General features: G+C 59.4%; 20 protein-coding genes. 14 read left to right on the top strand and 6 right to left on the bottom strand.

Translation table 11 applies throughout. From position 1 onward, the window contains the following. The first annotated feature begins 66 nt into the window (after positions 1 to 66). From EAO27_RS19695 to EAO27_RS19685, 3 genes are read left to right on the top strand one after another with little or no spacing between them, the layout of a single operon-like run. Positions 67 to 1,626 carry an AMP-binding protein gene (locus EAO27_RS19695; RefSeq protein WP_242774170.1) on the top strand — a complete coding sequence of 520 codons (1,560 nt, stop codon included), beginning with the start codon at positions 67 to 69 and terminating at the stop codon, positions 1,624 to 1,626. Beyond that, positions 1,623 to 2,918, top strand: coding sequence for an MFS transporter (locus tag EAO27_RS19690; protein WP_242774167.1), 1,296 nt, complete (start codon positions 1,623 to 1,625; stop codon positions 2,916 to 2,918). Before EAO27_RS19695 ends, EAO27_RS19690 begins: the two co-directional genes overlap by 4 nt. 11 nt (positions 2,919 to 2,929) lie before the next feature. Next, the gene (locus tag EAO27_RS19685) at positions 2,930 to 3,289 is read left to right on the top strand and encodes a nuclear transport factor 2 family protein (protein ID WP_193749245.1); all 360 of its coding nucleotides are present in this window, start codon (positions 2,930 to 2,932) and stop codon (positions 3,287 to 3,289) included. On the opposite strand, the gene mlrC is transcribed toward EAO27_RS19685, so the two are convergent. Continuing rightward, positions 3,286 to 4,884 (bottom strand): microcystinase MlrC, encoded by a 1,599-nt coding sequence (gene mlrC, locus EAO27_RS19680; RefSeq protein ID WP_242774163.1) that lies wholly within the window; start codon positions 4,882 to 4,884, stop codon positions 3,286 to 3,288. The two genes, EAO27_RS19685 and mlrC, sit on opposite strands and share 4 nt — an antisense overlap. Before the next feature lie 78 nt (positions 4,885 to 4,962). On the opposite strand from mlrC, the gene EAO27_RS19675 reads away from it, so the two are divergent. Then, positions 4,963 to 5,973, top strand: a complete 1,011-nt coding sequence (locus EAO27_RS19675) for a CPBP family intramembrane glutamic endopeptidase (protein WP_242774160.1) — start codon at positions 4,963 to 4,965, stop codon at positions 5,971 to 5,973. Between the two features lie 5 nt (positions 5,974 to 5,978). Beyond that, entirely contained in the window at positions 5,979 to 7,250 is a 1,272-nt protein-coding gene (locus EAO27_RS19670; RefSeq protein WP_242780670.1) for a peptide MFS transporter, read from the top strand. Here the strand turns inward: EAO27_RS19670 and EAO27_RS19665 are convergent. Next, on the bottom strand, positions 7,234 to 8,859 hold the full coding sequence (locus EAO27_RS19665) for a serine hydrolase domain-containing protein (RefSeq protein ID WP_242774156.1): 1,626 nt from the start codon (positions 8,857 to 8,859) through the stop codon (positions 7,234 to 7,236). The genes EAO27_RS19670 and EAO27_RS19665 overlap by 17 nt on opposite strands. A gap of 192 nt (positions 8,860 to 9,051) precedes the next feature. Between EAO27_RS19665 and EAO27_RS19660 the strand changes: the two genes are divergently transcribed. The 6 genes from EAO27_RS19660 (at position 9,052) to EAO27_RS19635 (ending at position 16,228) form a co-directional block, all read left to right on the top strand. After that, on the top strand, positions 9,052 to 10,191 hold the full coding sequence (locus EAO27_RS19660) for a dipeptidase (protein WP_242774153.1): 1,140 nt from the start codon (positions 9,052 to 9,054) through the stop codon (positions 10,189 to 10,191). After that, positions 10,188 to 11,648: a D-aminoacylase gene (locus tag EAO27_RS19655; RefSeq protein ID WP_242774150.1), complete on the top strand. Its 1,461-nt coding sequence runs from the start codon at positions 10,188 to 10,190 to the stop codon at positions 11,646 to 11,648. Before EAO27_RS19660 ends, EAO27_RS19655 begins: the two co-directional genes overlap by 4 nt. Positions 11,649 to 11,910: 262 nt before the next feature. Further along, positions 11,911 to 12,966 carry an acyl-CoA dehydrogenase family protein gene (locus tag EAO27_RS19650; RefSeq protein WP_242774137.1) on the top strand — a complete coding sequence of 352 codons (1,056 nt, stop codon included), beginning with the start codon at positions 11,911 to 11,913 and terminating at the stop codon, positions 12,964 to 12,966. A gap of 11 nt (positions 12,967 to 12,977) precedes the next feature. Continuing rightward, positions 12,978 to 14,198: an acyl-CoA dehydrogenase family protein gene (locus tag EAO27_RS19645; protein ID WP_242774135.1), complete on the top strand. Its 1,221-nt coding sequence runs from the start codon at positions 12,978 to 12,980 to the stop codon at positions 14,196 to 14,198. 357 nt (positions 14,199 to 14,555) lie between these two features. Further along, the gene (locus EAO27_RS19640; RefSeq protein WP_242774132.1) at positions 14,556 to 15,461 is read left to right on the top strand and encodes an SDR family NAD(P)-dependent oxidoreductase; all 906 of its coding nucleotides are present in this window, start codon (positions 14,556 to 14,558) and stop codon (positions 15,459 to 15,461) included. After that, positions 15,458 to 16,228 carry an enoyl-CoA hydratase/isomerase family protein gene (locus EAO27_RS19635; protein WP_242774129.1) on the top strand — a complete coding sequence of 257 codons (771 nt, stop codon included), beginning with the start codon at positions 15,458 to 15,460 and terminating at the stop codon, positions 16,226 to 16,228. Before EAO27_RS19640 ends, EAO27_RS19635 begins: the two co-directional genes overlap by 4 nt. 15 nt (positions 16,229 to 16,243) lie before the next feature. On the opposite strand, the gene EAO27_RS19630 is transcribed toward EAO27_RS19635, so the two are convergent. The 4 genes from EAO27_RS19630 to EAO27_RS19615 are packed head-to-tail and all read right to left on the bottom strand — an operon-like array spanning position 16,244 to position 20,560. Then, positions 16,244 to 16,960, bottom strand: a complete 717-nt coding sequence (locus EAO27_RS19630) for a gamma-glutamyl-gamma-aminobutyrate hydrolase family protein (protein WP_242774126.1) — start codon at positions 16,958 to 16,960, stop codon at positions 16,244 to 16,246. Beyond that, the gene (locus EAO27_RS19625) at positions 16,960 to 18,291 is read right to left on the bottom strand and encodes an aspartate aminotransferase family protein (RefSeq protein ID WP_242774122.1); all 1,332 of its coding nucleotides are present in this window, start codon (positions 18,289 to 18,291) and stop codon (positions 16,960 to 16,962) included. The genes EAO27_RS19630 and EAO27_RS19625 overlap by 1 nt, the downstream gene beginning before the upstream one ends. Further along, positions 18,288 to 19,439 carry an FAD-binding oxidoreductase gene (locus EAO27_RS19620; RefSeq protein ID WP_062186651.1) on the bottom strand — a complete coding sequence of 384 codons (1,152 nt, stop codon included), beginning with the start codon at positions 19,437 to 19,439 and terminating at the stop codon, positions 18,288 to 18,290. Before EAO27_RS19620 ends, EAO27_RS19625 begins: the two co-directional genes overlap by 4 nt. Further along, complete coding sequence (locus tag EAO27_RS19615; protein ID WP_242774119.1) at positions 19,436 to 20,560, bottom strand: P1 family peptidase; 1,125 nt, start codon at positions 20,558 to 20,560, stop codon at positions 19,436 to 19,438. The genes EAO27_RS19620 and EAO27_RS19615 overlap by 4 nt, the downstream gene beginning before the upstream one ends. A 375-nt stretch (positions 20,561 to 20,935) precedes the next feature. On the opposite strand from EAO27_RS19615, the gene EAO27_RS19610 reads away from it, so the two are divergent. From EAO27_RS19610 to EAO27_RS19600, 3 genes are all read left to right on the top strand, one after another. Beyond that, on the top strand, positions 20,936 to 23,122 hold the full coding sequence (locus EAO27_RS19610) for a TonB-dependent receptor (protein WP_242774116.1): 2,187 nt from the start codon (positions 20,936 to 20,938) through the stop codon (positions 23,120 to 23,122). A 439-nt stretch (positions 23,123 to 23,561) separates the two neighbouring features. Beyond that, the gene (locus EAO27_RS19605; protein ID WP_242774102.1) at positions 23,562 to 24,515 is read left to right on the top strand and encodes an enoyl-CoA hydratase/isomerase family protein; all 954 of its coding nucleotides are present in this window, start codon (positions 23,562 to 23,564) and stop codon (positions 24,513 to 24,515) included. A gap of 129 nt (positions 24,516 to 24,644) precedes the next feature. Then, positions 24,645 to 24,995 (top strand): RidA family protein, encoded by a 351-nt coding sequence (locus EAO27_RS19600; protein ID WP_242774099.1) that lies wholly within the window; start codon positions 24,645 to 24,647, stop codon positions 24,993 to 24,995. Positions 24,996 to 25,155: the final 160 nt, after the last annotated feature.

Raw genomic sequence — 25,155 nt, 5'->3', positions numbered from 1 at the left:
ATGATTGTAACCTGCTTTTGACCGATATAAGCAAGGGGTCGTGTCCGGTGCGGTGGAGAATCAAGAATGGGGATCGAGTTGGGCGGGTCGCTGGGATCTCTCATCGCGAGAGCCTGTAAACGCTGGCATCCTCGCATTGCGCTTGAATGGCCGGGAGGTTCACTCACTTACGCCGAACTGGGCAATCGCATTTCTCAGTTCATCTCGGCCTTTGGCTCGCTCGGGCTCGCCCGTGGCGGGGCCCTGGCAATTATGGCGCCAAACCTTCCCGAAACCGCTATTGCCAATGCTGCAGCTATGGTTGCCGCCATCCGCGTCACGCCGGTTTCGCTCTTCATGTCCGACGAGGATCTGGCCTACATCCTTAGCGATGCCGAGATTGACGTCATACTGGTCGCACCTGAGCAGGCCGAGCGAGTAGCATTGTTGGCGATGAATCTGGACCGTGTTATCCAGGTTGCGACTCTCGGTGCAGCCCAACAAGGCATCGACCTTATGGCGCGGGCTAATACAGCCGCCCCGTCCATACTGGAGTCAGTCGCTCAATGCGGTGATATCGCGGTGATTGCTTACACTGGGGGGACCACCGGCCGGCCAAAGGGAGTCGTCCATACCCACAGTTCGACTCTGGCAACGGTTTTGATGGCAGCAAGTGAATGGGAATGGCCGAGTCCCACGAATGTCGTAGCCGTCACTCCGGTGTCACATGCAGCGGGAATGCTATGCTACCCTGCATGGCTGAGAGGCGGAACCTTTCATCTATTACCTTCATTCGAGCCGGCGGGCTTGGCGGACTATGCGCGCAGGCACAACGTCACCGCAACTTTCCTCGTCCCGACGATGATCTACCGGTTAATCGACCTTGCAAAGGATACTGGGCTCGATCTTGGACCGCTCGAAACGATCATTTATGGCGGCGCGCCGATTGCCATTCCGCGTCTTGTTGAAGCGATCGAGCTTTTCGGACCATTGTTCATGCAACTCTATGGCCAGACTGAGGCGCCAACCTGCATCGCTTATCTGGCCCGGGAACAGCATGTGCTGAGTCGTCCAGATCGATTGGGTTCCTGTGGAGTGCCGCTGGCCAGTGTGGATATCCAACTTGTTGATGCAGATGGCGCGCCCGTCCCCACTGGTGAATGCGGGGAAATATGTGTCCGTGGGGCCTTTGTGATGCAGGGCTATTGGCGGCGTGAAGCAGACACTGACGAAGCGATGCGTGATGGCTGGCTTCGAACTGGCGACGTGGGACGCTTTGATGAAGACGGCTACCTCAGCATCGTCGATCGCACTAAGGATCTGATTATCACGGGCGGCTTCAACGTCTACCCGAACGAGATTGAGCAGGTCATTGCAGGTATTCCGGGGGTTCTGGCCTGCGGCGTGGTAGGCATCGATGATCCGCATTGGGGCGAGGCCGTTACAGCATTCATCGTCCCTGTGGACTTAACCAACACGCCTGATCCTGCTGAGGTCGCGCGTGTTGTCCGGGAGCGCCGAGGTGCAGCCGCAGTTCCCAAGCGCATCGAATTCATCAAAGCCTTGCCGGTCACGCCGATCGGTAAGATCGACAAGAAAGTGCTGCGACTATGGCGACCAGATGCAGTTGAGGCGCATTCGCAATGACCTCGACCAACGCCAAAGCAACCGTCTCTTCCCGAGCTGGCTGGTGGGCAGCTGTACTGTTCACTGTCGCCGCAATGGTTTCCTACACTGACCGCTTCATACTTTCGCTGCTCGTTGATCCAATCGAACGCGAACTTGGCATTAGCGATGCGCAGTTTAGCATCATTGTAGGTGCAGCGTTTGCGGTCTTTTACACTGCCATGGGTGTTGCCGCAGGTTGGCTGGCCGACCGCCACAACCGCAAACGCATGATCATTTTCGGAATACTGATCTGGAGCATCGCAACGATTGCGACCGGTTTCGCTCGTGATTTCGAGTCGATGGTCATCTTGCGCGTTGCTGTCGGCACAGGCGAGGCAATGCTTATGCCTGCTGCGGTATCGATGCTCGCCGATATGTTCCCACCGGAGCGGCGGAGTATGCCGCTGGCGCTGCTGATGCTCGGAATGATCGCCGGAAACGGCTTTGCCTTTCTGTTGGGCGGGGCACTGGTTGAGCTGGCTGGTCACCAGGCATTCAGCGGACTACCTGTGCTGGGTGGACTCTCTGGCTGGCGCATCGTCATGGTAATTGCTGGCACGCCTGGAATTTTCCTTGCGGCAGCGATCGTTTCCATCCGCGAACCAATGCGTGCTGTTAGCCGACCGCCCAATTCGCTGGCAGAACCGTTGGCGTGGATTTGGCGGCAACGAAGACAGCTTGCCCCCATCTACTTTGGATGCGCAGCTCTCTCGCTCGGCGATTTCGCGCTGGTCAGTTGGGCGCCTTCGCTCATGATCCGCAGCTATGGTGTCTCGACCTCTTCGACCGGCTTCATCTTCGGTGTGCTTGCCATCCTTGCCGGATCGCTAAGCGCGCTAGCCGGGGGGGCTGCCGCCGGTCGACTGAGAGCCACAGCCAAGGGTGACCGACGACCTGCCGCGATTATTGCCGCAACGATCGTGGGACTGGCCGGTACGGGATTGCTGCTAGTTCCAAGCGCTTACGGCGTCATTGGCGCGATCTCGGTCTGGGGTTTCTCGAGCGCCTTCGCACAAACAGTTTCACTGCCCCTGTTCCAAGAGCGTCTCGTCGACGAGGTGCGCGGAATTGGCTCATCATTGGGCGGCGTGTTTAATATCATGCTCGGGCTGAGCATTGGTCCAGTCCTTGTTCCCGTTTTCAAGGACCTGGGCATGGCGCTGGCCCCGGCGTTACTCATGGCAATGGCAATTGCCGGCACGGCTGCAGCGGCGCTTTTTGCGATGCTGGTGCTCCGTCTTCCGGCCTCCACTGCCGAGCCTCGCTCTTAATGGATCTGTGCATGTCCCAACAAAAGACGATCAGCCTTCTGGACCCGGTGATTCGCCAGTTGGAGCGATTCAACGCACACGATGCCGAAGGCTTTGCCGCCTGTTTCTCATGCGATGCGCGATTTGAACAATTGACGGGTCCGCCAGTGGCTGTGGGTCGCGCGGAAATCGTACAGGTCTATAGGCGGTTGTTTGCTAGGGTCCCCAGCCTTCGGATGGAGCTCATCGGGCGGATGATCCGCGACAACTACGTCGTTGATCATGAACTTGGCGAAGGTGACCCGACGCGCGGCCCGGATGGTCGCTTTGAGACCATAGTCGCCTATCGTGTCGCTGGCGATTGCATCGATGGGGTCTGGTTTATTCGCTAGGCTGAAAAGTCGACAGGCTCGAATGGCCACATCGGCCGGGAGCGCTTGTGATAGTGACGGATGGACGACTGCTGGCTCGAAGCGACGTAGATCACACTGCGCCCCATGTCCCCGAAACCGATTCTCCACTGCTCGGACGACTTTACGGCAACGTAGCGCTTTTTCGCAGGTTCGACACCGACCGCCCGGAACATCTCGGGACCGTAGCACTGGTCCCGAATCTCGCTGACGATGATGTCGAGACCGCCAGTACTAATGCAAACGACACGTCCCAGGGGCGGCCGGGAACCCTGCAGGTTTTGGGTGACATTCTTGGCAAGCCCTGTGATTTTGCCGCGAACGTCGAGAGGCAGCCCGGATGCCTCGCCGACCTTGCCACCGACACGCAGCGAAAAATCGGCACCAAGGCCCGCTTCAAAGGCCAATCGTACTGCGAGAGGATCCCATATCGGACCAATGCATGCCGGGATCAGTGCATTATCCAACATCGCCCGGGCCAATGCCATATTGTCACCCGAAGCCCCACCGCCGGGATTGTCCGAACTATCGACCAAAATTACGGGAAAAGCGGTCGCAGCCTTGGCAAGCTCGATATCGGCCGCAAAGCTTCGCTCTGGGCCGTTACCTTTCATGATCGGAGCCATCGCTTGGTATCGGCGAGCAAAGTCTTGTGCGATCGACGCTGCAGCCGGCTGGTCATTGTTGGTATAGATCAGCACTTTCGACCCCATGCGCGCTACATCGCCCGCACGAAAGCCTTGGATCAGTGAGCCGGAAAGGACTTCCCCTCGCCGCTCGCGCTCGATCAGCTCTGCGACCAAGTCCTTCATCGGTGACGACTGCGTCGTCAATCCGCCGACCATCCGGCAGTCGAACAGGCTTGAGGTCGGCCTGATCTCGCCCGCACGGACTCTCTCGAGCAAATCGAGAAGATCGCGCGCGCGCTCGACATAGTCCGTATGCGGATAATATTTGAACGCCACAATGACATCGGCAGCGCGGACCATTCGCGGCGACAAGTGAGCGTGAAGATCAAGCTCAGCCCCTAGCGCTACATCTGGCCCGACAATCGCCCGGGCACGCTCGAGAAGGTCCGCCTCGCACTCGTCCTCCCCGAAGGCAAGCATTGCGCCGTGTAAACCGAAAGCCACGATATCCACCGGCATTGCCCGTCGCAGTTGATCGAGGATCTCGTCGCGCAGCAGTTGGTAGGCTTGCGCGCTGACCGGACCACCCGGCATGGCGAAGGCACAGGTTCCCTCGATGACCTCGTAGCGTCCCTCGCGGGCACGCTCTCGAGCGGCCCAAAGCGGTCCGGTCGCCTCGGTTGCGAAATCCGGGTGCTCTCCGGGGCGCCAGAGCATCGTCGCCTGGAATGCATCCAGTCCGGTTGGCAAGGGTGAGAATGAATTCGTCTCGGTGCCGAAGGTCGCCACAAACACGCGCAACCCTCGACCCAGCAGGGTTGCACCTGTCGCCTTCGATCCAGCCATCGACAATATGCCTCCCATCAATGTTCGACGATCAAGCATAACACGAGTCTTCGGTTTGATGTTGTTCGCAGCAAGCCGCTGCATCTCCATCTCATAGATCAACCGAACGGACAGTCAATTCTTGTTGACCGTCTCGGGTCGATCTGAAATGTTAGCTGAAAGGAACGGGAGAATTGAATCATGCGGGAGTTTGTCAAACAGCGACCTTTGCTCTGCTTCTATGCGTTGGCGATCCTGATCGCTCTCGCGGCCCATGCGCTACGCGCGATGAGCCCGACTCCGCTCGGCCCGATGTTCAAGATGCTGCAAGAGACGCACGCTCACCTCAACATTATTACCGCTGTCAGGTCCACGTTCGAGTATCCGGGAGCCTATACGCTTTTGCTGTTTCCGGCCGCCCCAATGTTCGCGGCTCTTATCGTAACCGGTATCGGCTATGGGCGTGCAGGATTTCGTGAACTGCTGAGCCGCTGCGCCCCGTGGCGATCGCCTGTTTCCTGGCGTCAGGGCGTTACTGTCATAGCTGTGTGTTTCCTTGCGTTCTTCGCGCTCACAGGAATTATGTGGGTTCAGACATTCATCTACGCTCCGCCTGGTACGCTTGATCGCACCTTCCTGCGCTATGGGTCAGATCCCCTCGCTATTTATGCGATGTTGGCAGCATCTCTGCTACTCAGCCCTGGCCCACTGCTCGAAGAACTGGGCTGGCGCGGCTTTGCGCTGCCGCAGCTCCTCAAGAAGTTTGACCCTCTGGCCGCAGCGGTGATCCTCGGCCTCATGTGGTGGGCTTGGCATTTGCCGCGCGACTTGCCGACGCTGTTCTCCGGCGAACCTGGCGCGGCCTGGGGCGTTATCGTCAAGCAATTCGTTATCATTCCGGGGTTCATTGCCGGCACCATCATCGCTGTCTTCGTATGCAACAAGCTCGGCGGATCGATGTGGGGTGGCGTGCTCATTCACGCGATCCATAACGAACTGGGCGTAAACGTCACTGCCGAATGGGCTCCAACGGTTGCAGGGCTTGGGTGGCGCCCTTGGGATTTGGTCGAATTCGCCGTGGCCATTGGGCTCGTCCTGATTTGTGGAAGGAGCCTTGGTGCCGCATCTCCTGACAATGCGCGATTGGCTTGGGGCAACGTGCCGCCAAAGCTGCCGGGCGTAGCGACTGACAAGTCCGGCGCGAACGCGTGAGCAACATGTCCCGGTGGGTTCCGAAAACATTTCGGGATCACCCAGCGGTCTTACTGCTGGCTGCGACGGAAATGTGGGAGGCCTTCTCCTATGTCGGGCTCAGAACCGTACTGGTCTACTACCTTACGCAGGACCTGGGCTATTCGACCGAGGACGCCTCACTTATCTATGGGACGTTCCTCGGCGTAGCCTATGTAACGCCAATCCTAGGTGGGTGGATCGCCGATAGGTTTATTGGCCGATCGGCGGCAATTGTCGGTGGCGCATTGCTGAAGATGGCCGGGTACATCGGCCTTTTGTTTGGCGCGAACGTTACGGGCTGCCTCGCCGCAATTGTCATTGGCAATGGCCTGTTTCTTCCAACTCTGCCCGCTACGCTGGGTGCTCTTTTCTCGCCGAACGACCCCGATCGCCAGCGCAGTTTCAGCTTCTACTATCTCGCAGTGAGCGCTGGTGCGCTGCTGGCACCGCTGATCTGCGGCACGCTTGGAGAGAATTTCGGCTGGCGGTACAGCTTCCTCGCTTCCGCTACCGGGCTTGCAGCAGCCATCGTTATCTTTCTCGCCGGACGCCATCTTCTGCCTCCAGACCGACCTGGAGCAGCGTCCCATCTGGTCGACGAAACGCCGGTGGCGCAGGCGAGCCAGTCCGTCATCCCGCTCCTGGCAGGTGTCCTTGCAGCAGTAATCGTCTTGCGGGTCGCTTATGAGCAACTCGGCAACACTGTCGCGCTTTTCGCCGCCAGCCAGGTCGATCGTTCGCTAGGGGCAGATATCACCATCCCTTATACCTGGTTTCAGTCGCTCAATCCGCTGGGGGTCATTCTGTTCACCCCGCTCCTCGTCTGGGGCTGGCGTAAGGCCGCCGCGAGAGGTGGCTCGCAGAACGACTATTTCAGGATGGCCATTGGTAGCTGCATCATGGCCGCGGCCTTTATTGGGCTCGCTTTGATCATCCAGCTCGGGCAACCCGGTCAGATTTTCTGGCCTGTTCTTGCAGCATTTTTTCTGATGGTAACCTTTGGCGAGTTGTGGGTGCTTCCGGTCGGTCTCAGTCTGTTTGCGCGCCTAGCGCCTGCAGGGCGAGGTGCAGTCACCATCGCGTTCTGGTATAGCGCGCGAGCCGCTGGCAATTTTCTTGCCGGATTGATGGGGCGCGCCGAACCTGCACTCGGATATGGCAACTTCTTCCTGCTTTGCGCAGTGTTTCCGCTGCTGGCAGCAACGATCTTCGTCGCGATCGGCAAGCGCTCGCGGCGAGCTACGGAAGCCGTCTGAACTCTATCCCGCTCAGATTGACGGTGTGAAATGTAAAGATTTGAGGACCAACAGCATGCAACGAAAATGCAGCGTCCGGGCCCACAAGGTCATCTGCCAGCGCAGCCTCTAAAGGCACTGCACCTGCAGGAGTATCCAACGACCATCCCTTCAGATCTCTTGACAGGGTCACAGTGATGCCAAGCTCATCGCTGCGATATTGTCCGGGCCGAAACAACTTGGTTTCAAGTGCGCCAGTTCCGACATAATCGTACGGAATGGGTCCACTTTCAGTCCACTGAACGACACGCTCGATTCCAACCTGTGCGACTGCATAGCTTAGCAGAACACCCCGGCGCGCGCGGTAGATGCCGTCCTGGCGGCGCGTCACTTTCTCAGCTCTCATATTGTAGCTGACAATCGGCTCACCGTCTCGGTGAGCGACGATGAGATACTGTCCGTACAAGGGATCGCGATAATAGCCGTCAGGCGCGGAGCGCAGGTCGCCAACTTTCCCCAGGCGTTTCATTTCGGCAGGATCAATTGCGCGATCAAATGCTGGATCGGGCGCCCCCGGCTTCACGAGCAAAGCAATTTTGCGCGCACGCTCAGCTGGCGCGATATCGTCGCGATTGCACATCACGCTGATACCAATGCCGCTGTCCGGATACAGCACATCCATGGCGCGATTGCCTACAACCAAGCCCGAATGCGACACAACACGCTCGCTTTGCCGATCATCCACGAACAACCCACCGGCATAATCGACAGATCTGCCAGAACGCAGTTTCCCGTTCGCGAGGCGGGCCACTTCGAGTGCCTCACCGCCGGTTGTCGCCGCGAGCGATGCCCCATGCCAAAGAGCAAGATCGCCAACATTAGTCCGCACGCCGCGGTCGCCATAGCCTTGCCAGGTCCAGGCTGCGGAGACAAAGCTACCGTTCTTGTCGATTTGATAGCCGCGCGCGTCACCTGCAACGAGACTGGTCGTATCAAGCGTTGCGCGAGTTTCCGTCATGCCCGCCGGAATGAAGAGCCGCTCCCGCGCAGCATCCGGAAATGACTTTCCGGTTAGGCGTTCCACGATTTCTGCGAGCAGGAAGTAATTGGTGTTGACGTAGGAAAAACGACGGCCAGGTGGGCCGTCGAGTCCGCGTTGCGCCTTGACGAAGGCCAGCACTTCCTCGCGGGAATGGGGTTTGCTCTCATCGTCTCCGCGTGCCCTGAATGCATCGAAATACTCGCGAATGCCGCTGGTGTGGTGCAACAAGTCCGCGACCGTGACCGGATCGTAGACCTTAGGGAGGTCAGGCAGATAGGTGCGGATAGATGCCGCCAATTTAAGTCGGCGTTCCTGTACCAAGATCAGGATGAGAGCGGCCGTGAACTGCTTCGATGTTGACGCCAGTTCGAAGCGTGTTGCGGGTGTGATCGGCTCGCGGGTGGCTAGATCAGCAAGTCCAAAGCCGCCCTGATAGAGAACCTTGCCGCGCAGATCCACAGCATAAGCGCAGCCCGGTTGATCCGGCCGGATATCAGCAAATACCGCATCGAGCTCCTTCGGATCGACATGGGAAGTCGCCATTGGCATTGCGACCGTCAGCGCCAGGAAAAGCTTTGTTGCAGTCATCAGATCTTGCCTCGCTCATTCAGCCAATCGAACCGCTGGATTTCCAGCGCATTTGATGGCAAAGCGATATTTCATATTCCGCCCGGTCGGTCAATCAAAGAGAGGGATTTCCTGATGCGAAAGCGTGCAATCATCCTAGGCGCAGCTGCGCTGGTGGCATCCTCTGTCGTATTCGCTCGCAATGGAGCCCCGATGCAGTCGGCACACCGCGACGCAATCGTGCTCGATACTCATATCGACACCCCTGCATTGCTGCACGTTGTCGGCTGGTCGATTATGGATCGCCACTCGCTTTCGGTAGACGGAACACAGGTTGACCTTCCGCGCATGCGAGATGGCGGGCTTGATGGTGGCTTCTTCGTCGTCTTCACCGAGCAGGGCCCGAGAACCCCGACAGGTTACACCGTGGCGCGCGATGAAGCATTGATGCGCACCCTTGAAATTCGGGACATGGTCGCGCGACACCATGAGGCCTTTGAACTTGCAACACGGGCAGACGACGCCGAGAAGATCGTCAAATCGGGCAAGCGGGCCGTCTTCATGAGTATGGAGAACAGTTATCCAATCGGCCAGGATTTGTCGTTGATGCACACCTTCCGTGCGCTCGGTGTAACGATGATGGGCCCGGTCCACGTCGGCAACAATGATCTGGCGGACAGCTCAAATCCCGACAATGGGCCAGAATGGCATGGCCTGTCTCCGCTTGGGCGCCGGTGGGTAGCCGAGGCCAATCGACTCGGTATCCTGATCGATGCTTCACACGCTTCTCCGGAGGCGCTGGATGATATTCTTGCGCTTTCCAGCGCGCCCATCATCTTGTCCCACAGCAGTCTCAAAAGCCTTGCTGACAATCCTCGAAACATCGACGACACGAGGCTGCGTGCGCTTGCCGCGAAGGGCGGTGTCATTCAGATCAATGCCGTGTCGAGCCATCTCGGCGTGCCCAACAGTCCTGGACGCGCACCGGCCCGCGCTTTGCTCGGGCAACCGGTCGCCACCATCGCCGAGCTTCGCGAGCAGCGCGCCACTGTGCTCAAGATCGAACGTGAAAATCCGGCGCCGCGCGCCGATCTCGATCTTCTGGTCGCTCAGATCCGCTACGCTGTCGCGCTTGTCGGTATCGATCATGTCGGTTTGTCGGGTGATTTCGATGGTGGTGGCGGTATCGATGGCTTCGACGAAGCGAGTGACTATCCACGGATAAGCCAGCGCTTGCTGGCGGCCGGCTTCACGGCGGAAGATCTCCGCAAGTTCTGGGGAGGAAACGTGCTGCGGGTCCTGCGCGAAGCGCAGGCTCGGGCCGAGCTAACTGCAGTTGCTGGACTGCGATGATGCAATCACTGGAGTGCAGCCTGCTGTTCCGCGGCGGCCTCGTCATCGACGGCACCGGAACGCGCGGCGTGATCCAGGATGTGGCAGTCGAAAACGGGGTAATCGTTGCGACCGGAGACCTTTCTCGATGGCGTTCGCGCGAGACAATCGACATAGCAGGCCGAGCGCTTTGTCCTGGCTTCATCGACGCACATACTCATGACGATCACTTCGTGTTCGCCGACCCTTCGGCGCTTCCCCGGGTCAGCCAGGGGGTAACCACGGTCGTCGTTGGAAACTGCGGCGTGAGTCTCGCCCCCTTCGTCGCCTCCGGAGAGCTCCATTCCCCCTTCGCAGAAGTCGCCGCCAAGGCTGACTTCCGCTTTGCACGTTTCCGCGATTATCTCGACGCACTGGAAGGCGCACCACCCGCGGTCAACGTCGCCGCGCTTGTCGGTCATACCACCCTTCGCGCCGCGACGATGGACAGGCTCGATCGTCCTGCAACCGCCAGTGAGCGCATGGCGATGCGCTCACTGGCCGCTGAGGCCATGGCCGCCGGGGCGATTGGTATGTCCTCAGGGCTCTTCTATCCGCCTGCCAGGGCTGCGCCGATGGAAGAGGTGATGGCAATTGCGGAGGTTGTCTCCGAGTACGGCGGTATCTATGCGACCCACTTGCGCGATGAGGCTGGTGCCATCGATGCCGCAATTGATGAGGCGCTCCTTATCGCCGAACGTGCGGAAATGCCGCTGATCATTTCGCATCACAAGCTCATGGGCGAGGCCAATTTCGGCCGGGCGCCTGAAACGCTGCGCAGGATTGTCCAGGCGTCAACTCGGCAGGAAGTTGCGTTTGATGTCTACCCTTACGTTGCGGCTGCTAGTTCGTTCAATCTTGACCTCTACCGCCTCTCGAAGCGCGTTCTTATCACGTGGAGTGCCGCTAAGCCTGATGCTGCAGGCCGAGAACTTGATGAAGTCGCAGCCGAACTAGGTATCAGCGGCGAGGCGGCGCTGACCGCACTGGCGCCGGGCGGCGCGGTTTACTTCTGCATGGACGAGAATGACCTGCGCCACATCCTTGCCTCCCCTGACGCGATGATCGGTTCGGACGGGACTACCACCAGTATTCGTCCTCACCCTCGACTGTGGGGGACGTTCACGCGAGTTCTCGGACGTTACGCGCGCGAGGAGGGTCTATTTCCTTTCGAGGAAGCGATCCGCCGAATGACAAGCTTGCCAGCGCGACGGTTTCGAATGGCCGGGCGCGGCGTGATTGCCGCTGGCGCCGTGGCAGATCTGGTTGTGCTGGATCCGGCTACAGTTGCCGACGCCGCCGACTTCGAAAACCCGGTCCAGCCAAGCAGAGGGGTCGAGAGCGTCTATGTTGGTGGGTTGCCTGTCTATTGCCACGGGCAAGCGACAGGTGCGCGGCCGGGTCGCGTGATAAGGGGGGCGCAGAAGCGCCTCAAGTAAGACCGGGCCTTGATCATCTTCCATGCTCTGAACTGCACCGAGCTGATCAGTGGTAGCAGGTGGTCACCCAAAGAGTCACGGCGCAGCATTTCTGTCGGGACATCATTACTGGTCTCTGGCAGTCCGCGTGCGCCGTTAAACGCCGGTCCTGCGAGCAAGGCGCAAGTCAGATCATCCATTGACCGACCGTTCGATTAATGGGATAGCGCGACTCATGGCGAAGGATATCGCATCAGCGCTTGACTGCAGTGAGGACAGCTAGGTGGAGTTCGATTTTTCCGAAGATTACCGGCTCCTTGCCGACCAGTTGCGGCGCGCTCTCGACGTAGCTGCACCACTGGAAGCAGCGCGGAAAACTGTCGACAGCGGCCAAGTTAACCAGTCTGCCTGGAAACTGCTCGGCGAGTTGGGAATCCTAGCCAGCGGCATATCGGCGGATTTTGGTGGCCACGACCTCGGGCCGGTCCCGATTTGCCTGGCTGCAGGAGCAATTGGATGGTCGGTGGCTGCAGTGCCGACCGCGTCATTGTATTACGCCACCCCCTTGATCCAGTCGTGCGGGTCGCCCGAGCAACGGGCTCGCTGGCTGCCTGTACTCGCTAGCGGAGCAGCGACAGCCTGCGTAGCGACAGATACAACGCTCGCTACCCTGGGCGATCGCATTTCGGGTGCTATTTCGCCTGTTTCTGGCGGTAGCGATGCATCAGTCGCCATTGTCCAGGCCGACAATCAGCTGTGGCTTGTCGACCTGGGCGCAAACTCCGTCGAGCGGGAGGCGTTAGAGAGCCTGGATCCGGGTCGCCCCCTCTGCCGCATCACATTTCGGAATACTCCAGCCACTCCCATGGCCGACGACACTTCCGATTTCGCGCTCAACCACGCAGTTGTATGCGTTGCCTTCGAACAGATTGGTGGAGCCTCCCGAGCTCTCGATGGGGCGATTGCTTATGCGCGCGAACGCCAGGCTTTCGGCCAAAGCATTGGTTCATACCAAGCCATCAAGCACAAGCTGGCCGACATCTGGACCAAGATTGAGATCGCACGCGCGCATGCAATGTATGCTGCGTGGTCGCTTGGTGCCCGGGCAAGCGACTTGCCGCTCGCTGCTGCCGCGGCTCGTGCTGCTGCGACCGAAGCCTATCTGTTTGCCGCGCAAGAAACGCTACAGGTCCATGGCGGCTACGGCTTCACTTTCGAAGCAGACTCACACTTATTCTACCGTCGGGCCCGAGCGCTTGCGGCCAGCCACGGACCTGCGATCGAGTGGCGGTCGCATTTAGCCGCTAGGCTGATCGCCGGCGAGGCCGCGCTGCATTGAAAGGCCTGCAGATGGACTTTGCCGATTCTCCCGTCGATGCCCAGTTCCGCGCTCTTGCACGGGAGTGGCTTGCCGGTCATGCACCGGTAGCGCGCGGTCGGGGGCGGGTTTCCTGGTCTGATGATGCAACACTTGTGGCTGCAGCTCGGGATTGGCAAAGTAAGAAGGCCGCTGCCGGTTACGCCGCTGTCGCACTGCCACGCGAGTATGGCGGAGGTGGCGGGACAACCGCTCAGCAGGTTATCTTCCGGCAGGAAGAAGAGCGATACGACGTCCCATTTGGCGTCTATGAAATTGGACTCGGTATGTGCGTGCCGACCTTACTCGCACTTGGGAGCGATCTGGTCAAAGAGCGGTTCATTGCCCGCGCGATCAATGGTGACGAGATTTGGTGTCAGCTATTCTCGGAACCTGCCGCCGGCTCTGATCTTGCTGCCTTGCGAACGAAGGCCGTGAAGGCTGGAGACCACTGGGTTGTCGAGGGTCAGAAGGTTTGGACCACCGGAGCACAGTTCTCTGACTATGGCCTTGTGCTTGCAAGGACCGATCCCGGCGCGACCAAACATGCCGGGCTGACGCTCTTCATTGTCGACATGCGCGCGCCCGGCGTCGAGGTCCGACCAATCCGGCAGCTCGATGGTGGCGCCGAGTTCAACGAAGTTTTCCTGTCCAGTGTTGTAATCCCGGACGAGTTTCGTTTGACCGCGCCAGGCGGCGGCTGGGCAGGAGCAATGACGACGCTCATGTTCGAGCGACTCAATGTCGGTGCGAATATCGGGCTGATCGATTCATCGACATTGATCGATCTCAGCGGGCGCCTCGAAACATCAACCGGACGCGCAAGCGACGATCCTCTTGTTCGCGACATGATTGCCCAAGCATACTTGAATGATCGCGGGCTCAAGCTGCTCACCTACCGAACCTTGACGTACCTAGGTCGCGGCCAGCTGCCCGGGCCAGAGCAATCGATCACCAAGCTAGTGATAGCCAGCCAGGCGCAGTTGATTGCCAACTTGCTGCTTGACCTGCGCGGACAGGAAGGAGCGCTTGCCGGGGACGCCCTGGGCAAAGGCTGGGAGGCTGTTGAGAGGTCCTGGAGTTTTGGCGCGGCCATGCGGATTGCGGGTGGTACGGACGAGATCCTACGCAACGTGATTGCAGAGCGTGTGCTGGGTCTGCCGGCGGCCAAGCGCGACGATACCGCTCGCCCGTTCAATGAGAATCCGGCGTGATCACGCACACCAGAGGGGCACAAGCTCGACCGGCCGATTGCTTCGGCGCACCGGCAGCCAGTGATTCCGCACCCCGGAACAGTTCCCGTCCCAAATTCCTCGCAATTGCCGGTCGCAGCCACGTCTTGCAGCGGGGCCGTTTTGTCGGACTGTGTAAGAGTGACCTCATGTGGAGGCCGTTGCCAGCATTCGACTGCGGGCCACGCGCGGCGAGGGCCAAGTGGGGCGAAATACCTGATCGTCTCGGCAGGCGCGCCGGCGCTTGCACCGTTCGTTGCACGGACTGAAGCGGGGCAAAGGAGCGGCCTTTCAAAATCGCCACGGTGGCTAAAAATTCTTTATCCGAAGGGAAGACTGATGACTGATACACTTCGCTATGATGGACGGGTTGCCATTGTCACTGGCGCTGGCGGCGGCTTGGGGCGGGCACATGCCCTAATGCTCGCCAGCAGAGGCGCGCGCGTCCTTGTCAACGACCTCGGATCGTCGGCGGCCGGCGCTGGGGCTAACACTGGACCAGCGGCTAAGGTTGTCGAGGAGATCCGCGCGGCCGGCGGCGAAGCGGTAGCTAACACGGACTCGGTCATCGATGGTTCCAGGCTGGTCGAAGCAGCGCTCGATCATTTCGGGCAGGTCGACATCATCGTCAACAACGCCGGGTTTCTGCGTGACGTCGGCTTTCACAAGATGACCGAACAGGACTGGAGTGATCTCTATGACGTCCATATGCTGGGAGCATTCCGGATCGTTCATGCCGCCTGGCCGCGGCTGCGCAACCAGAGCTACGGCCGGATCATCAATACTTCTTCGGCCGCTGGGATTTATGGCAACTTCGGCCAGGTCAATTATGGCACTTTCAAGCTTGCGCTCCACGGTTTCACCCAAGCCCTCGCGGTTGAAGGACGCGCCCGCAACATTCATGTCAACTCGATTGCACCGGCGGCGGATTCGCGCCTGACCCGAACAGTCATGACACCTGAACAGCTCGCTCCGATGCGCGCAGAACTTGTCAGCCCGCTTGTCGGTTGGCTGACCCACGAGACCTGCAGCGAGACTGGCGGCCTGTTCGAAGTCGGCGGCGGCTGGGTGAGCAAGCTGCGCTGGCAACGCAGCCGAGGCGAACGAATCGGAGGCGGTGAAGATTTCGCCCCGGAACAGGTTCGCGACGCATGGCCGACGATCATTGATTTCGCTGACGCAGAGGCACCAGGTGACTTTGCAGCGGGGATGGCACCATTCCAGAAGATTATGGAAGGCGCATGAGCAAAGGGTATGCGATCGCGCTCGAGGTCGAACGCGACGGACCGATCGCGATCGCACGCCTTGCATCGCCCGAGCGGGGCAATTCGCTTGGGCCGGCTGACCTAGGTCGCATCACCGACCTGATCAACGATCTGGCCGTAACCGAGGGTGTTGGGGTCATTGTTCTGACCGGGAAAGACGGAATCTTTTCGGCCGGAGCTGCGCTCGATGTTCTGGCCGACAGCCCTGCCGATGAACTGGCCGCAATCGTCGCAAACCAAACCGGACGGCTAGCGGCGGCGATCGCCGGATCTCCGGTCGCCATCGTCGCTGTTGTTGACGGTGCTGCTGCAGGTTCGGGCGCCGGAATCGCCTTGCTCGCGGATATCATGGTCATGTCTTCCAGCGCACGGCTGCTCTTTCCGTTCGCTCGGCTGGGTCTGGTTCCTGACACGGGCATCAACCGCAGCCTGATCGCGGCAGTGGGTGCGGCGCGGGCACGCGCCCTGCTGATGACTGGAGGCTCGCTGTCTGCTGAGCAATGCCTTAGCCTGGGTCTGGCGGAAACTGTCGTACCCGCCGATGGACTTGCCGATGCAGTGCAAAAACTGACGATCAAGCTGGCGGGGGTTCCGCGCGGAACGCATGGCGCCATCAGATCCTTGTTAGCTTCCAGCGAGGCGGAAGCAGGACTAATAGCCGAGGCCCAGGCTCAAGCTGACAGGATGCGCGATCCGATCACTCAAGCAGCTCTGACCTCTGCACTCGCCCTTCTCAGGGGCTCCTGAGCTCGGTGCTGCAATCTATCGGGCAGCCGCTGCAGCGACGAATGCGTCAAACAGGCAGCGATCAGCTTCCGAAATGTGAAATTCCGGGTGCCACTGGGTAGCTATCCAGAAATATCGATCCCGTCGCTCGATCGCTTCGACAACGCCGTCAGGAGCAACTGCGGCTGCACTCGCTTCGACCCCTGCCTCGGTAACCCCCTGCGAATGCAGACTGTTTACCGGCAGACGGTCGCGACCAACGATTTCGCGAAAACGGCTCCCCGGCGTGACGATAACTTCATGCGCCGCCTCTTCATAGGGCGCCGCATCGCGATGCATGTGCCATTCGGGACGCACCGACTTGAGTGAAGGAACGATTGTGCCGCCAGCGGCGACATTCATGACCTGGAACCCACCGCAGATACCGAGCAGAGGTAGATCGCGCTCCGTCACGCGCTGCACTAGAGCCAATTCAAACCGAGTCCGCGCGACTTTCTCCGCTGGTTCCTGATTAACAGTTGAGGGATCGATAAGCTGGGGGTGGGGAAACTGATACCCACCGCCGGAAATGAGCACGCCGTCCAGCACACCGAGATAGTCATCGATGAGCTCGGCCTCGTGCGGGAGCATCACCGGCAGGGCGCCAGCGCCCGACAGGGCTGCCATCATGGCCTGGTTGGCGAAATAATGAAGTTGCCGCGCATCACTTCGCAATTCGACATCAGCCGTGACACCGATGAGTGGTCTGCGCATCAGGCCGTACCCGCAATTGCTCGGTCGATCGCCGACGCAAGCTTGTCAACGATTTCGCCCACTTGCGCTTCGGTGATGATGAACGGGGGAGCAAGCAAGATGTGGTCACCCTGAGTACCATCCACTGTCCCGAACCCCGGATAGCACAGCAGACCTCTGTCCATCGCCGCGCTCTGGATTGCGTTCCAAACCATTCGCTCAGGGGCGAATGGCTCCTTGCTCTCCCGATCGGCGACAAGTTCAATTCCGAGTAGCAGCCCCCGCCCGCGCACATCGCCGATATGGGGATGCTGGTTGAACTTGTCGTTCAAGGAATCCCGCAGGAGTTCGCCCTGGCGGCGCACATCGGCGAGAAGGTCCTGCTCTTCGATTTCCTGCAGTACAGCGAGGCCTGCCGCGGCGGCGGTCGCGTGACAGTTATAGGTATGGCCATGGAAAAAGAACCCTCGACCTCCAGCTAAGGTTGCCACGATCCGGTCGCTGACAAGGATTGCGCTAAGCGGCTGATAGCCGGCACCAAGGCCTTTCGCGACAACGGCGATGTCAGGGACCACCCCATCCTGTTCGCATGCAAGGTAGGTTCCGCAGCGTCCGGCGCCTGCCAGGATTTCATCGAGAATGAGCAGGACACCATACTTTTGGCAGACCGCCTGGATCGCCTGGAAATAGCCCGAAACCGGCGGAATACATCCCGCAGTGGCGCCGACGACAGTTTCCGCAACGAATCCGGCGACGTTTTCCGGACCAAGTTGAATGATGGCGTCTTCGAGCTCGTCTGCGAGCCGGCGGACATATTCGGCTTCAGTTTCCCCGCTGCTCTGCTCACGGTAAGCATAGCAAGGCGAGACAAAATGATGCGGGGGTAGAAAGCCCTCGAAGAGCGATCTGCGGATGAGGTTCCCGCTAACGCCGAGTGCTCCAATCGTACATCCATGATAGCTCTGACGCCGGGAAATGAAGCGGGTTCGACCGGGTTCACCGTTTTCATTATGAAACTGCAGCGCAAGCTTGAGCGCGCCATCCATCGATTCTGATCCGCCTGAACCGGGATATACCCAGTCGAGCCCGGCCGGCGTCGCGGCAACCAGCGCTTCGGCGAAACGTTCGACCGCATCCGTGGTGAAGTACGCGTTATAGAGATAGGGCATGGTATGCGCCTGGGCGGCAATAGCATCCGCCACCCGGGTGGCGCTGTGGCCTAGGCACGAGACCCCAGCCCCCGACGCGGCATCGAGATAGCGCCGGCCGGCAGCATCGATGACATAGGGTCCATCACCTCCAACGGCGACAGGGTATTCACGGCCAAGCAGTCGGCGCATTACATTGGTCATACCGAGACCTCCCTACCCACCAGTCGATCCGGCAGGACCTGATCCGGTGTCAAACCAAAAGCTGCAAGGCCTTCCGGCCATGACCCTCCCGTTACGAGCGCAGACACAATCGCTGCCATTGCCGGCGCTGTCTGCAAGCCGTATCCGCCTTGCCCCGCCAGCCAGAAGAACCCATCGGCGTCGGGCGCGAACCCGGCCGTTGGGACACGGTCAGAGACGAAAGAGCGCAGCCCTGCCCAGCGATGCTGGATCCGCGGCACTGTCATCGTCGTATATTCCTCGACCTTCCACGCTGCCAGCGCCAGGTCATATTCCTCAGGCTGAGCGTCGGTGGGAGGACTATCGACTTCGTCTACTGGCGACGCCAGAATCCGCCCGGATTCCGGGATCATGTAGAAGTCGTCGACTGCGGCCTTGACGAATGGCCACTCGCTGGCGTCGATCCCGTTCGGGGGGTCGAACATAATCACCGTCCGCCGCTTTGGCTCAAGACCAAGGGGCCGCACGCCTGCCAGCCCGGCCACATGATCCGCCCAAGCTCCGGCCGCATTGATTAGCACTGGCGCAGCATATTGCTGACCGCGTTCGGTTGTCACCTGCCACAACCCTGCCTTGTAATCGATACACACGACACGGGATCCGGTAACGGTTTCACCATTGCCATGCTTGATCCTTCGGGCATAGGCTTGCAGCAATCGATCGGCATCGAGCCTGCGACCGCCGTAATCGACCACTCCTTCGACGATGTCGTCTCCGCCAGTCTTCAGTACTGGCACCATTGCCTGCATGACTTTTTCGTCAACCCGCTCGATCGTATCGGTGAACAGCCGCATCTCGGTTTCGAGCCCAGCCAGCGCCTCCACCATTGTTGGGCGAGCCACGAACAGCGCTGGTGTCGGTCTGCAAAATGGTTGGTCCGAGAAATCGCCTGGCGGTTGCTCGAAAAACTCCCGACTATAGGCGGTCATGGCGCGCACTGCATGGTTGCCAATGCCAAAATGGTAGTATGTCGCGCTACGCCCGGAAGAATGATAACCCACCGCCTGTTCAGCTTCGAGCACCACCACGCGCGCGTAACTTGCCAGAGCCGCGGCAGCTGACATGCCGGCGATCCCGCCCCCGATTACTAGCACATCCGCACAGTTCATGTCGCACTCGCAGGCCCGCGGCCATACCGTTGCATCACTTCGACAAGCTTGTCGTTCGGCAGTGCATGCACAATTGTTCCATCGGCGCCGGTCATCGAGTCCGACATGGTCATGGAATTGATGATTGCCTCTTCGACCGCTTCTGAGGCAGCGCGAAAGAGCGGGTTCATGGCCTCATTTGGCAGCATGCGAAGGCCTTCTGCGATCGCGACATCATTGAAGGGCACGCGATTTCCGGTTGAGAAGGCGATTATGAAGTCGCCCGATCTATTTGATCCGAACCCACCGACTCGGCCCAAGCCAATGCCGCCGCGGCGTGCCAGTCTCGCACATTGCGGCGGCAACAGCGGCGCATCTGTTGCGAGTATGATCACGATCGAGCCCTGATCGCGCCGCTGGGGACTATCCACGACCTCATAGCCGAGATGCCGACCGACCGGGACACCATCGACGGTAAGCTCGGACCGATTACCAAAATTCGATTGAACAAGAGCGCCGACGGTAAAGCTACCGCAGGGGGTGGCCGCTACTCTTGATGAAGTCCCAATCCCGCTTTTGAATTCGAAAGTCATCATGCCCGTGCCGCCACCAATTGAACCTTCGGCGACCGGTCCGCCAGTGGCAGCATCGAGCGCTGCGACGACGTCTGCCCGGATAATCGGCCCTTCCCAACCGTCATTGAGCACGCCATCGAAGGTTTCGCCGGCCATCGGTTGGTGCCATCGGTCATCAATGCCGTTCTGCTTGGGATGAGCCAACAGCGTGTCACGCAGGACCCCAATCGAAAAAGCCGAGCTCATGCAGATTGGTGAGGTGAGAACGCCGGTTTCAGCAATCCAATGGCTGCCGGTAACTTCGCCGAAGCCATTGAAGGAATGGAAGCCAGCAAAGACCGATTCCTGCCAGTAGGGCACGCGCAGCGGATGGATGGCAGTGACACCGGTCCGCAAGATACGCGGCGAGTCTGCAATCCGCGTTACGTGCCCAACTCGGACCCCGGCAATATCGGTTATCGCATTTAGCGGCCCCGTCGGCAGCTGCCCGATCGTCAGCCCGAGGTCGCGATATCTGCATTGTGTCATTCGGATTACCATTTGCCCCACAGAAAACTGACTGATCAAAACATGGACTATGAATTAACCGTCCGGACGGATAATGCAACCGGAATCGCTGATCCTTGACTGCCGGGTCCGCTCTTTGACCCGATCGCGCTTGTCTGGCGCAAGCAGCTGCCTTGGCTGGTGGGCTGATTGCCCATTCATCTAGCGATCCCAGGAGAGACCGATCTCGCGCAAGGCAAAGCCCGGCCAAGCCCATCGGCATATAGCCACCCGAGGAGGCTCGAATTGAGCTCTTGTGCGACAGCTAGCCGTGGTGATCTTTGATTCCACGCCCCATAGATCATTGATCAGCCGGTCGGCTGTTTATAAATTGACCGAACGGTCGATCAATGCTAGCCCGCGCCGCTAATGGGGTAATCAAGGGGAGAAGGGTCGATGCGTAAGTTACCGTTTTTTCTCGGTGCTGTTCTGATCAGCACGCCAGCCTTCGCGCAGGAGGCCGATTCGCCTTCAACCGAGCCGGAGATCAACGACAACGCCATCGTCGTAACAGCCCGCAAGCGGGATGAGCGAATTGTCGATGTGCCGCTTTCGATCAGCGCTCTCGGAGCTGGCGATATCGATGCGAAAGCATCCCTGCGACTGCTCGACCTGGCCAACTCGGTCCCGAATCTTGTCAACATCAGCAATGGCAACGATTCTCTCTCGCTGATCGTCGTGCGCGGGGTCGCCAGTCAGTCGCGGGTGAACGCGGGATTCGATTCCGGTGTCGGCGTCTACGTCGACGGGGTAGTTCAAGGTAAGCTCTACAGCTTCAACCAGGAATTGTTTGACACCGAGCGGGTTGAATTCCTGCGGGGTCCCCAAGGAACGCTTTTCGGCCGCAATTCGATTGCCGGCGCGATCAGCATTACCACCCGCAAGCCCGAGTTCGAATTCGGCGGCGATGCAACAGTGCAACTCGGCAGTTACGACGAACGTCGATTTTCTGCCTTCCTGACCGGACCCGTTGCCGAAGACAAGCTTGCAATCAGCATCGGTGGCTTCCGGACCACTCGGCACGGCTATATCACCAACGTCCTCGATGGGCAGGATATCGGCAACATCGATTCCGTCGGCGGGCGGATCAAGGCCCTATGGCGGCCAAACAGCGATGTATCGGTCTTGCTGTCAGCAGATTATACGAACGAGGACCAGCTTGCTCCTGTACCGCAGCCGATTAGCGGATATGGCGCTGTCACTGGCACCTACAAGACCAACACCAACCTTCCCCCGATTGCGAAACGCGAGTTATTCGGTGTTTCCGGTCAGATCGACTGGTCAACCTCAACTGACCTGACCCTGACTTCGATTACCGCCTACCGGACCGCCTCCTCGTTGCGCAATAATGATCCCGACTTCGGCCCATTGGCAGTCGTGGACAGCCAAAAAAAGCAGGATCAATGGCAATTCTCCCAGGAGTTGCGCCTTGCTGGCAAGCTGGGGCCTCAATTTTCCTTTGTCAGCGGCCTTTACTATTTCAAGCAGGAGGTTGACGGTTATGCCTCGAGCACTTTCGGCAACATTACCAACGTCCCGGGATTCCTGAGGGGGCTGACCGGTTCTACGAGCGGGGTGGTAGGATCGGAATCCTTCGCAGGCTTCGTCAATGCTGATTGGGAGGCGCTACCGCGCCTAACGCTGACGCTCGGGGCACGACTGACCTATGAGAATCAGACCCTCGACTTCCGTCAGCAAGGCTTCCCGTTCGTTGCGCCCACCCTGCCACGTGAAACCGATGCTGGTTCCGATACCGATTTCTCGCCCCTTGTTACCTTGCGCTACAAGCTTGCGCCGAGCGTATCGATCTACGGGACGGTGTCGCGCGGATACAAGAGCGGGGGCTGGAACCTCGACAACGTAACGAGCTTCTCGATCACCTCGTTTAAACAGTTGCGGTTCAATCGCGAGCAGCTGACCAACTATGAAGTTGGTTTGAAGGGTGACGTTCTGAACGGTGATCTGGGCTTTGCATTCTCCGGCTTCCAGCAAAACTATGGCGACATCCAGACCGCGAAACTTGTGCCAGTACTGGGCGGCGGCGGGGCGCTGATCGCGGTTGTCTCGAATGCTGCGAGCGCGAGAATCCGTGGGCTCGAAGGGGAAGTCAAGGTTCGTCCCTTCAAGCCGTTCACGGTTGTCGGAACGCTCGGCTACGCTGACGCGCGGTTCAAGGACTACCGCGATACCACGGCCGGCGGCGCCCCGTTGATCTTCGACGGCAACCGTATTCCGAATTCTCCTGAACTGACAGCCAGCCTCACCGCCACATTGCGAGTGCCTGTGAATGACAGGCTCACCTTGGGCGGGCGCGCGCAATACAGCTATGTCGATGGCTTCTTCCAGGATCGCGATAACAGCGCCGCGTTGCGGATCCCGTCTCGCGACACCGTCGACATGTCGATCGAAGCCGAGATCGACAAAAACTTCCGGCTGGCGTTCAATGTCAGCAACCTGTTCAACAACCAGGTTCCGGTCTCTGTCGGTCCGGGCGGTTTCGGCTTTCCGGGTGTAGGGGCAAATCAAAACGTTCAGTTGTCCCTGCCGCGGATGTGGAATGTTCGAGCAAGCTTGAAGTTCTAGTAATCCCGGATCCCAGGTTAGCGATTCTGGACGAAAGTCCCGAAGGGATCGGATAGAGGCGTGCGGCTTTCAGACCCACCGAGGCCGCCCGCCTCTTCAACTCTGCTGCACCGATCACCTCGTTCACTTCTGCTCACAGCCTTGACTTAGGATCAGCCGGGCCCAGGGCTGCGTGTCGAGACATGGTCATGATGCATTTTCTGGAACTGCAGGCTCATTCCAGGGCTCGATAGCTATGCATAGCCATGACGCGGCGCGACCGGGCAGCTTTTGATACCAGGCAAGCTGTTTCAATCGCCCAGCAGCGAAATCACGAACGCTATCCTAAATTCAAAGGATGGCCATAATGGCGGTGGAATTCGGATAATCCAACGATGATAGCATTTTGATTCTGCGAGGCTCAATGACTGCCCCTGTATCGCTTGTTCAGCGTGGCCCAGTGGCCTGCATCGAGATCGACAATCCACCGGTCAATGCCTTGTCGCACGCAGCGCGCAGTCAGCTCATTGCCGCAGTTGCCGAAGCTGGACGCAGTGAGGCGCAGGCAATTGCGATAGTTGGCAAGGGACGTAACTTCATCGCTGGAGCAGACATTGCCGAACTAGAACATCCGGTGCGAGCGCCCGGACTGCTCGAGCTCGAGGAAGCCTGCCGGCTCGCACCGCAACCAGTGATCGCCGTGATGCACGGTATGGTGCTGGGTGGCGGTATGGTTGTTGCCTATTGCGCCGACTTTCGGATTGCGGCGCCGGGCACACTTTTTGGCATGCCGGAAGTCAAGCTTGGGCTGTTGGCAACCTTTGGAGGTACGCAATTCTTGCCGCGACTGGTCGGCATGCCGGCCGCCCTCAAACTCCTGATCGGAGCCGAGCCAATTGACCTGAAGGAAGCGCAGGAAATCGGCTTCGTCGACGCGGTTGGCGATCTGCAGATGGCAGTGACGATGGCTCCTAGGTTCTCAAAACGCCCGATTCGCAACATCGCAGGCGAACCAGCCCAAGCGGCACTTGCCGCAATCAGTCGCTATGAAACTGCACTGGATCCCGAATGGCAGGCTCCGCAGGCAACCCTTGAGGCTGCACGCGCAGGTGTGGAACACGGACTTGAGGCTGGACTGGCCCTTGAAGCCACCTCGTTTGAGACTCTGAGAGCCTCGCGGCAGTCGCGTGTATTGCGTCGATACTTCTTTGCCAGCCGCGCGCTTGCCCGCCACCCTGAACGCGACATTGCGTTGGCGAGGTTTCGCAAAATCGGGCCTGATCGCGGCGAACTTCGCCGTGCAGCCCAAAACATGATCGATAAAGGCGAGCTAACCGATACCGCAGTCGCAGACGCGGCGATCGTCGAAGCGCTGGCGCTGCCAGCGTGGCGCGCTGACCTGTTGCTCGAGTGATATACTACCGATAGGCCGCAATTCGCCATCCGCTTGGCGGCCTGTCCAAGGCAACAGAGCCCCCAGTCAACTGCCGCGCCCAATGGACCTCGCGGAACTGGAATTGGATCAAAAGCAGAAGGAACCATCATGGCAAGCATTATACGTCTGAACAGCGGCCCCCGGATGAGCCAGGCCGTGATCCACAACGGTACGATATACCTTGCCGGCCAGATTGGGGTGCCTGGCGAATCTGCGGCCAACCAGACCCAAGACATTCTTACCAAGATCGATGCACTGCTCGAGCAGAGCGGCAGCAACAGGTCGCACGTGCTTTTCGCGACCATCTGGCTCGCCGACATGGCGGACTTCGAGGAAATGAACGCCGTCTGGGACAACTGGATCGATCGCGAGGCTCCCCCTGCGCGCGCTACAGGTCAGTCTCGGCTTGCACGGCCGGGTTGTAAGGTCGAGATCATCGTTGTCGCGGCTGTCAAGTAATCCGCCTTCGTTTCAAATTCGGCCGCGATGTAGCCTGATGGCTTTTTCTGGGTACAGCCCGCCATCGCCCGAACATTTAGTCTAATTAGATTGAGCCCCCTTTCGCCAGGGCCTGTTCCCCGCACCATCTTAAGAATGAACTCAGCCTCGCTGGACCTGC

The sequence above is a fragment of the Sphingopyxis sp. YF1 genome, assembly GCF_022701295.1.
Classification (GTDB): domain Bacteria; phylum Pseudomonadota; class Alphaproteobacteria; order Sphingomonadales; family Sphingomonadaceae; genus Sphingopyxis.
This window is presented reverse-complemented; position numbering and strand designations above follow the sequence as displayed.

Coding starts and splice junctions, on each gene's coding strand:
- EAO27_RS19665 (WP_242774156.1), bottom strand. CDS start 8,859: ATGACTGCAACAAAGCTTTTCCTGGCGCTGACGGTCGCAATGCCAATG.
- EAO27_RS19675 (WP_242774160.1), top strand. CDS start 4,963: ATGCGGGAGTTTGTCAAACAGCGACCTTTGCTCTGCTTCTATGCGTTG.
- EAO27_RS19640 (WP_242774132.1), top strand. CDS start 14,556: ATGACTGATACACTTCGCTATGATGGACGGGTTGCCATTGTCACTGGC.
- EAO27_RS19690 (WP_242774167.1), top strand. CDS start 1,623: ATGACCTCGACCAACGCCAAAGCAACCGTCTCTTCCCGAGCTGGCTGG.
- EAO27_RS19610 (WP_242774116.1), top strand. CDS start 20,936: ATGCGTAAGTTACCGTTTTTTCTCGGTGCTGTTCTGATCAGCACGCCA.
- EAO27_RS19635 (WP_242774129.1), top strand. CDS start 15,458: ATGAGCAAAGGGTATGCGATCGCGCTCGAGGTCGAACGCGACGGACCG.
- EAO27_RS19685 (WP_193749245.1), top strand. CDS start 2,930: ATGTCCCAACAAAAGACGATCAGCCTTCTGGACCCGGTGATTCGCCAG.
- EAO27_RS19600 (WP_242774099.1), top strand. CDS start 24,645: ATGGCAAGCATTATACGTCTGAACAGCGGCCCCCGGATGAGCCAGGCC.
- EAO27_RS19655 (WP_242774150.1), top strand. CDS start 10,188: ATGATGCAATCACTGGAGTGCAGCCTGCTGTTCCGCGGCGGCCTCGTC.
- EAO27_RS19695 (WP_242774170.1), top strand. CDS start 67: ATGGGGATCGAGTTGGGCGGGTCGCTGGGATCTCTCATCGCGAGAGCC.
- EAO27_RS19660 (WP_242774153.1), top strand. CDS start 9,052: ATGCAGTCGGCACACCGCGACGCAATCGTGCTCGATACTCATATCGAC.
- EAO27_RS19625 (WP_242774122.1), bottom strand. CDS start 18,291: ATGACCAATGTAATGCGCCGACTGCTTGGCCGTGAATACCCTGTCGCC.
- EAO27_RS19645 (WP_242774135.1), top strand. CDS start 12,978: ATGGACTTTGCCGATTCTCCCGTCGATGCCCAGTTCCGCGCTCTTGCA.
- EAO27_RS19670 (WP_242780670.1), top strand. CDS start 5,979: ATGTCCCGGTGGGTTCCGAAAACATTTCGGGATCACCCAGCGGTCTTA.
- EAO27_RS19630 (WP_242774126.1), bottom strand. CDS start 16,960: ATGCGCAGACCACTCATCGGTGTCACGGCTGATGTCGAATTGCGAAGT.
- EAO27_RS19620 (WP_062186651.1), bottom strand. CDS start 19,439: ATGAACTGTGCGGATGTGCTAGTAATCGGGGGCGGGATCGCCGGCATG.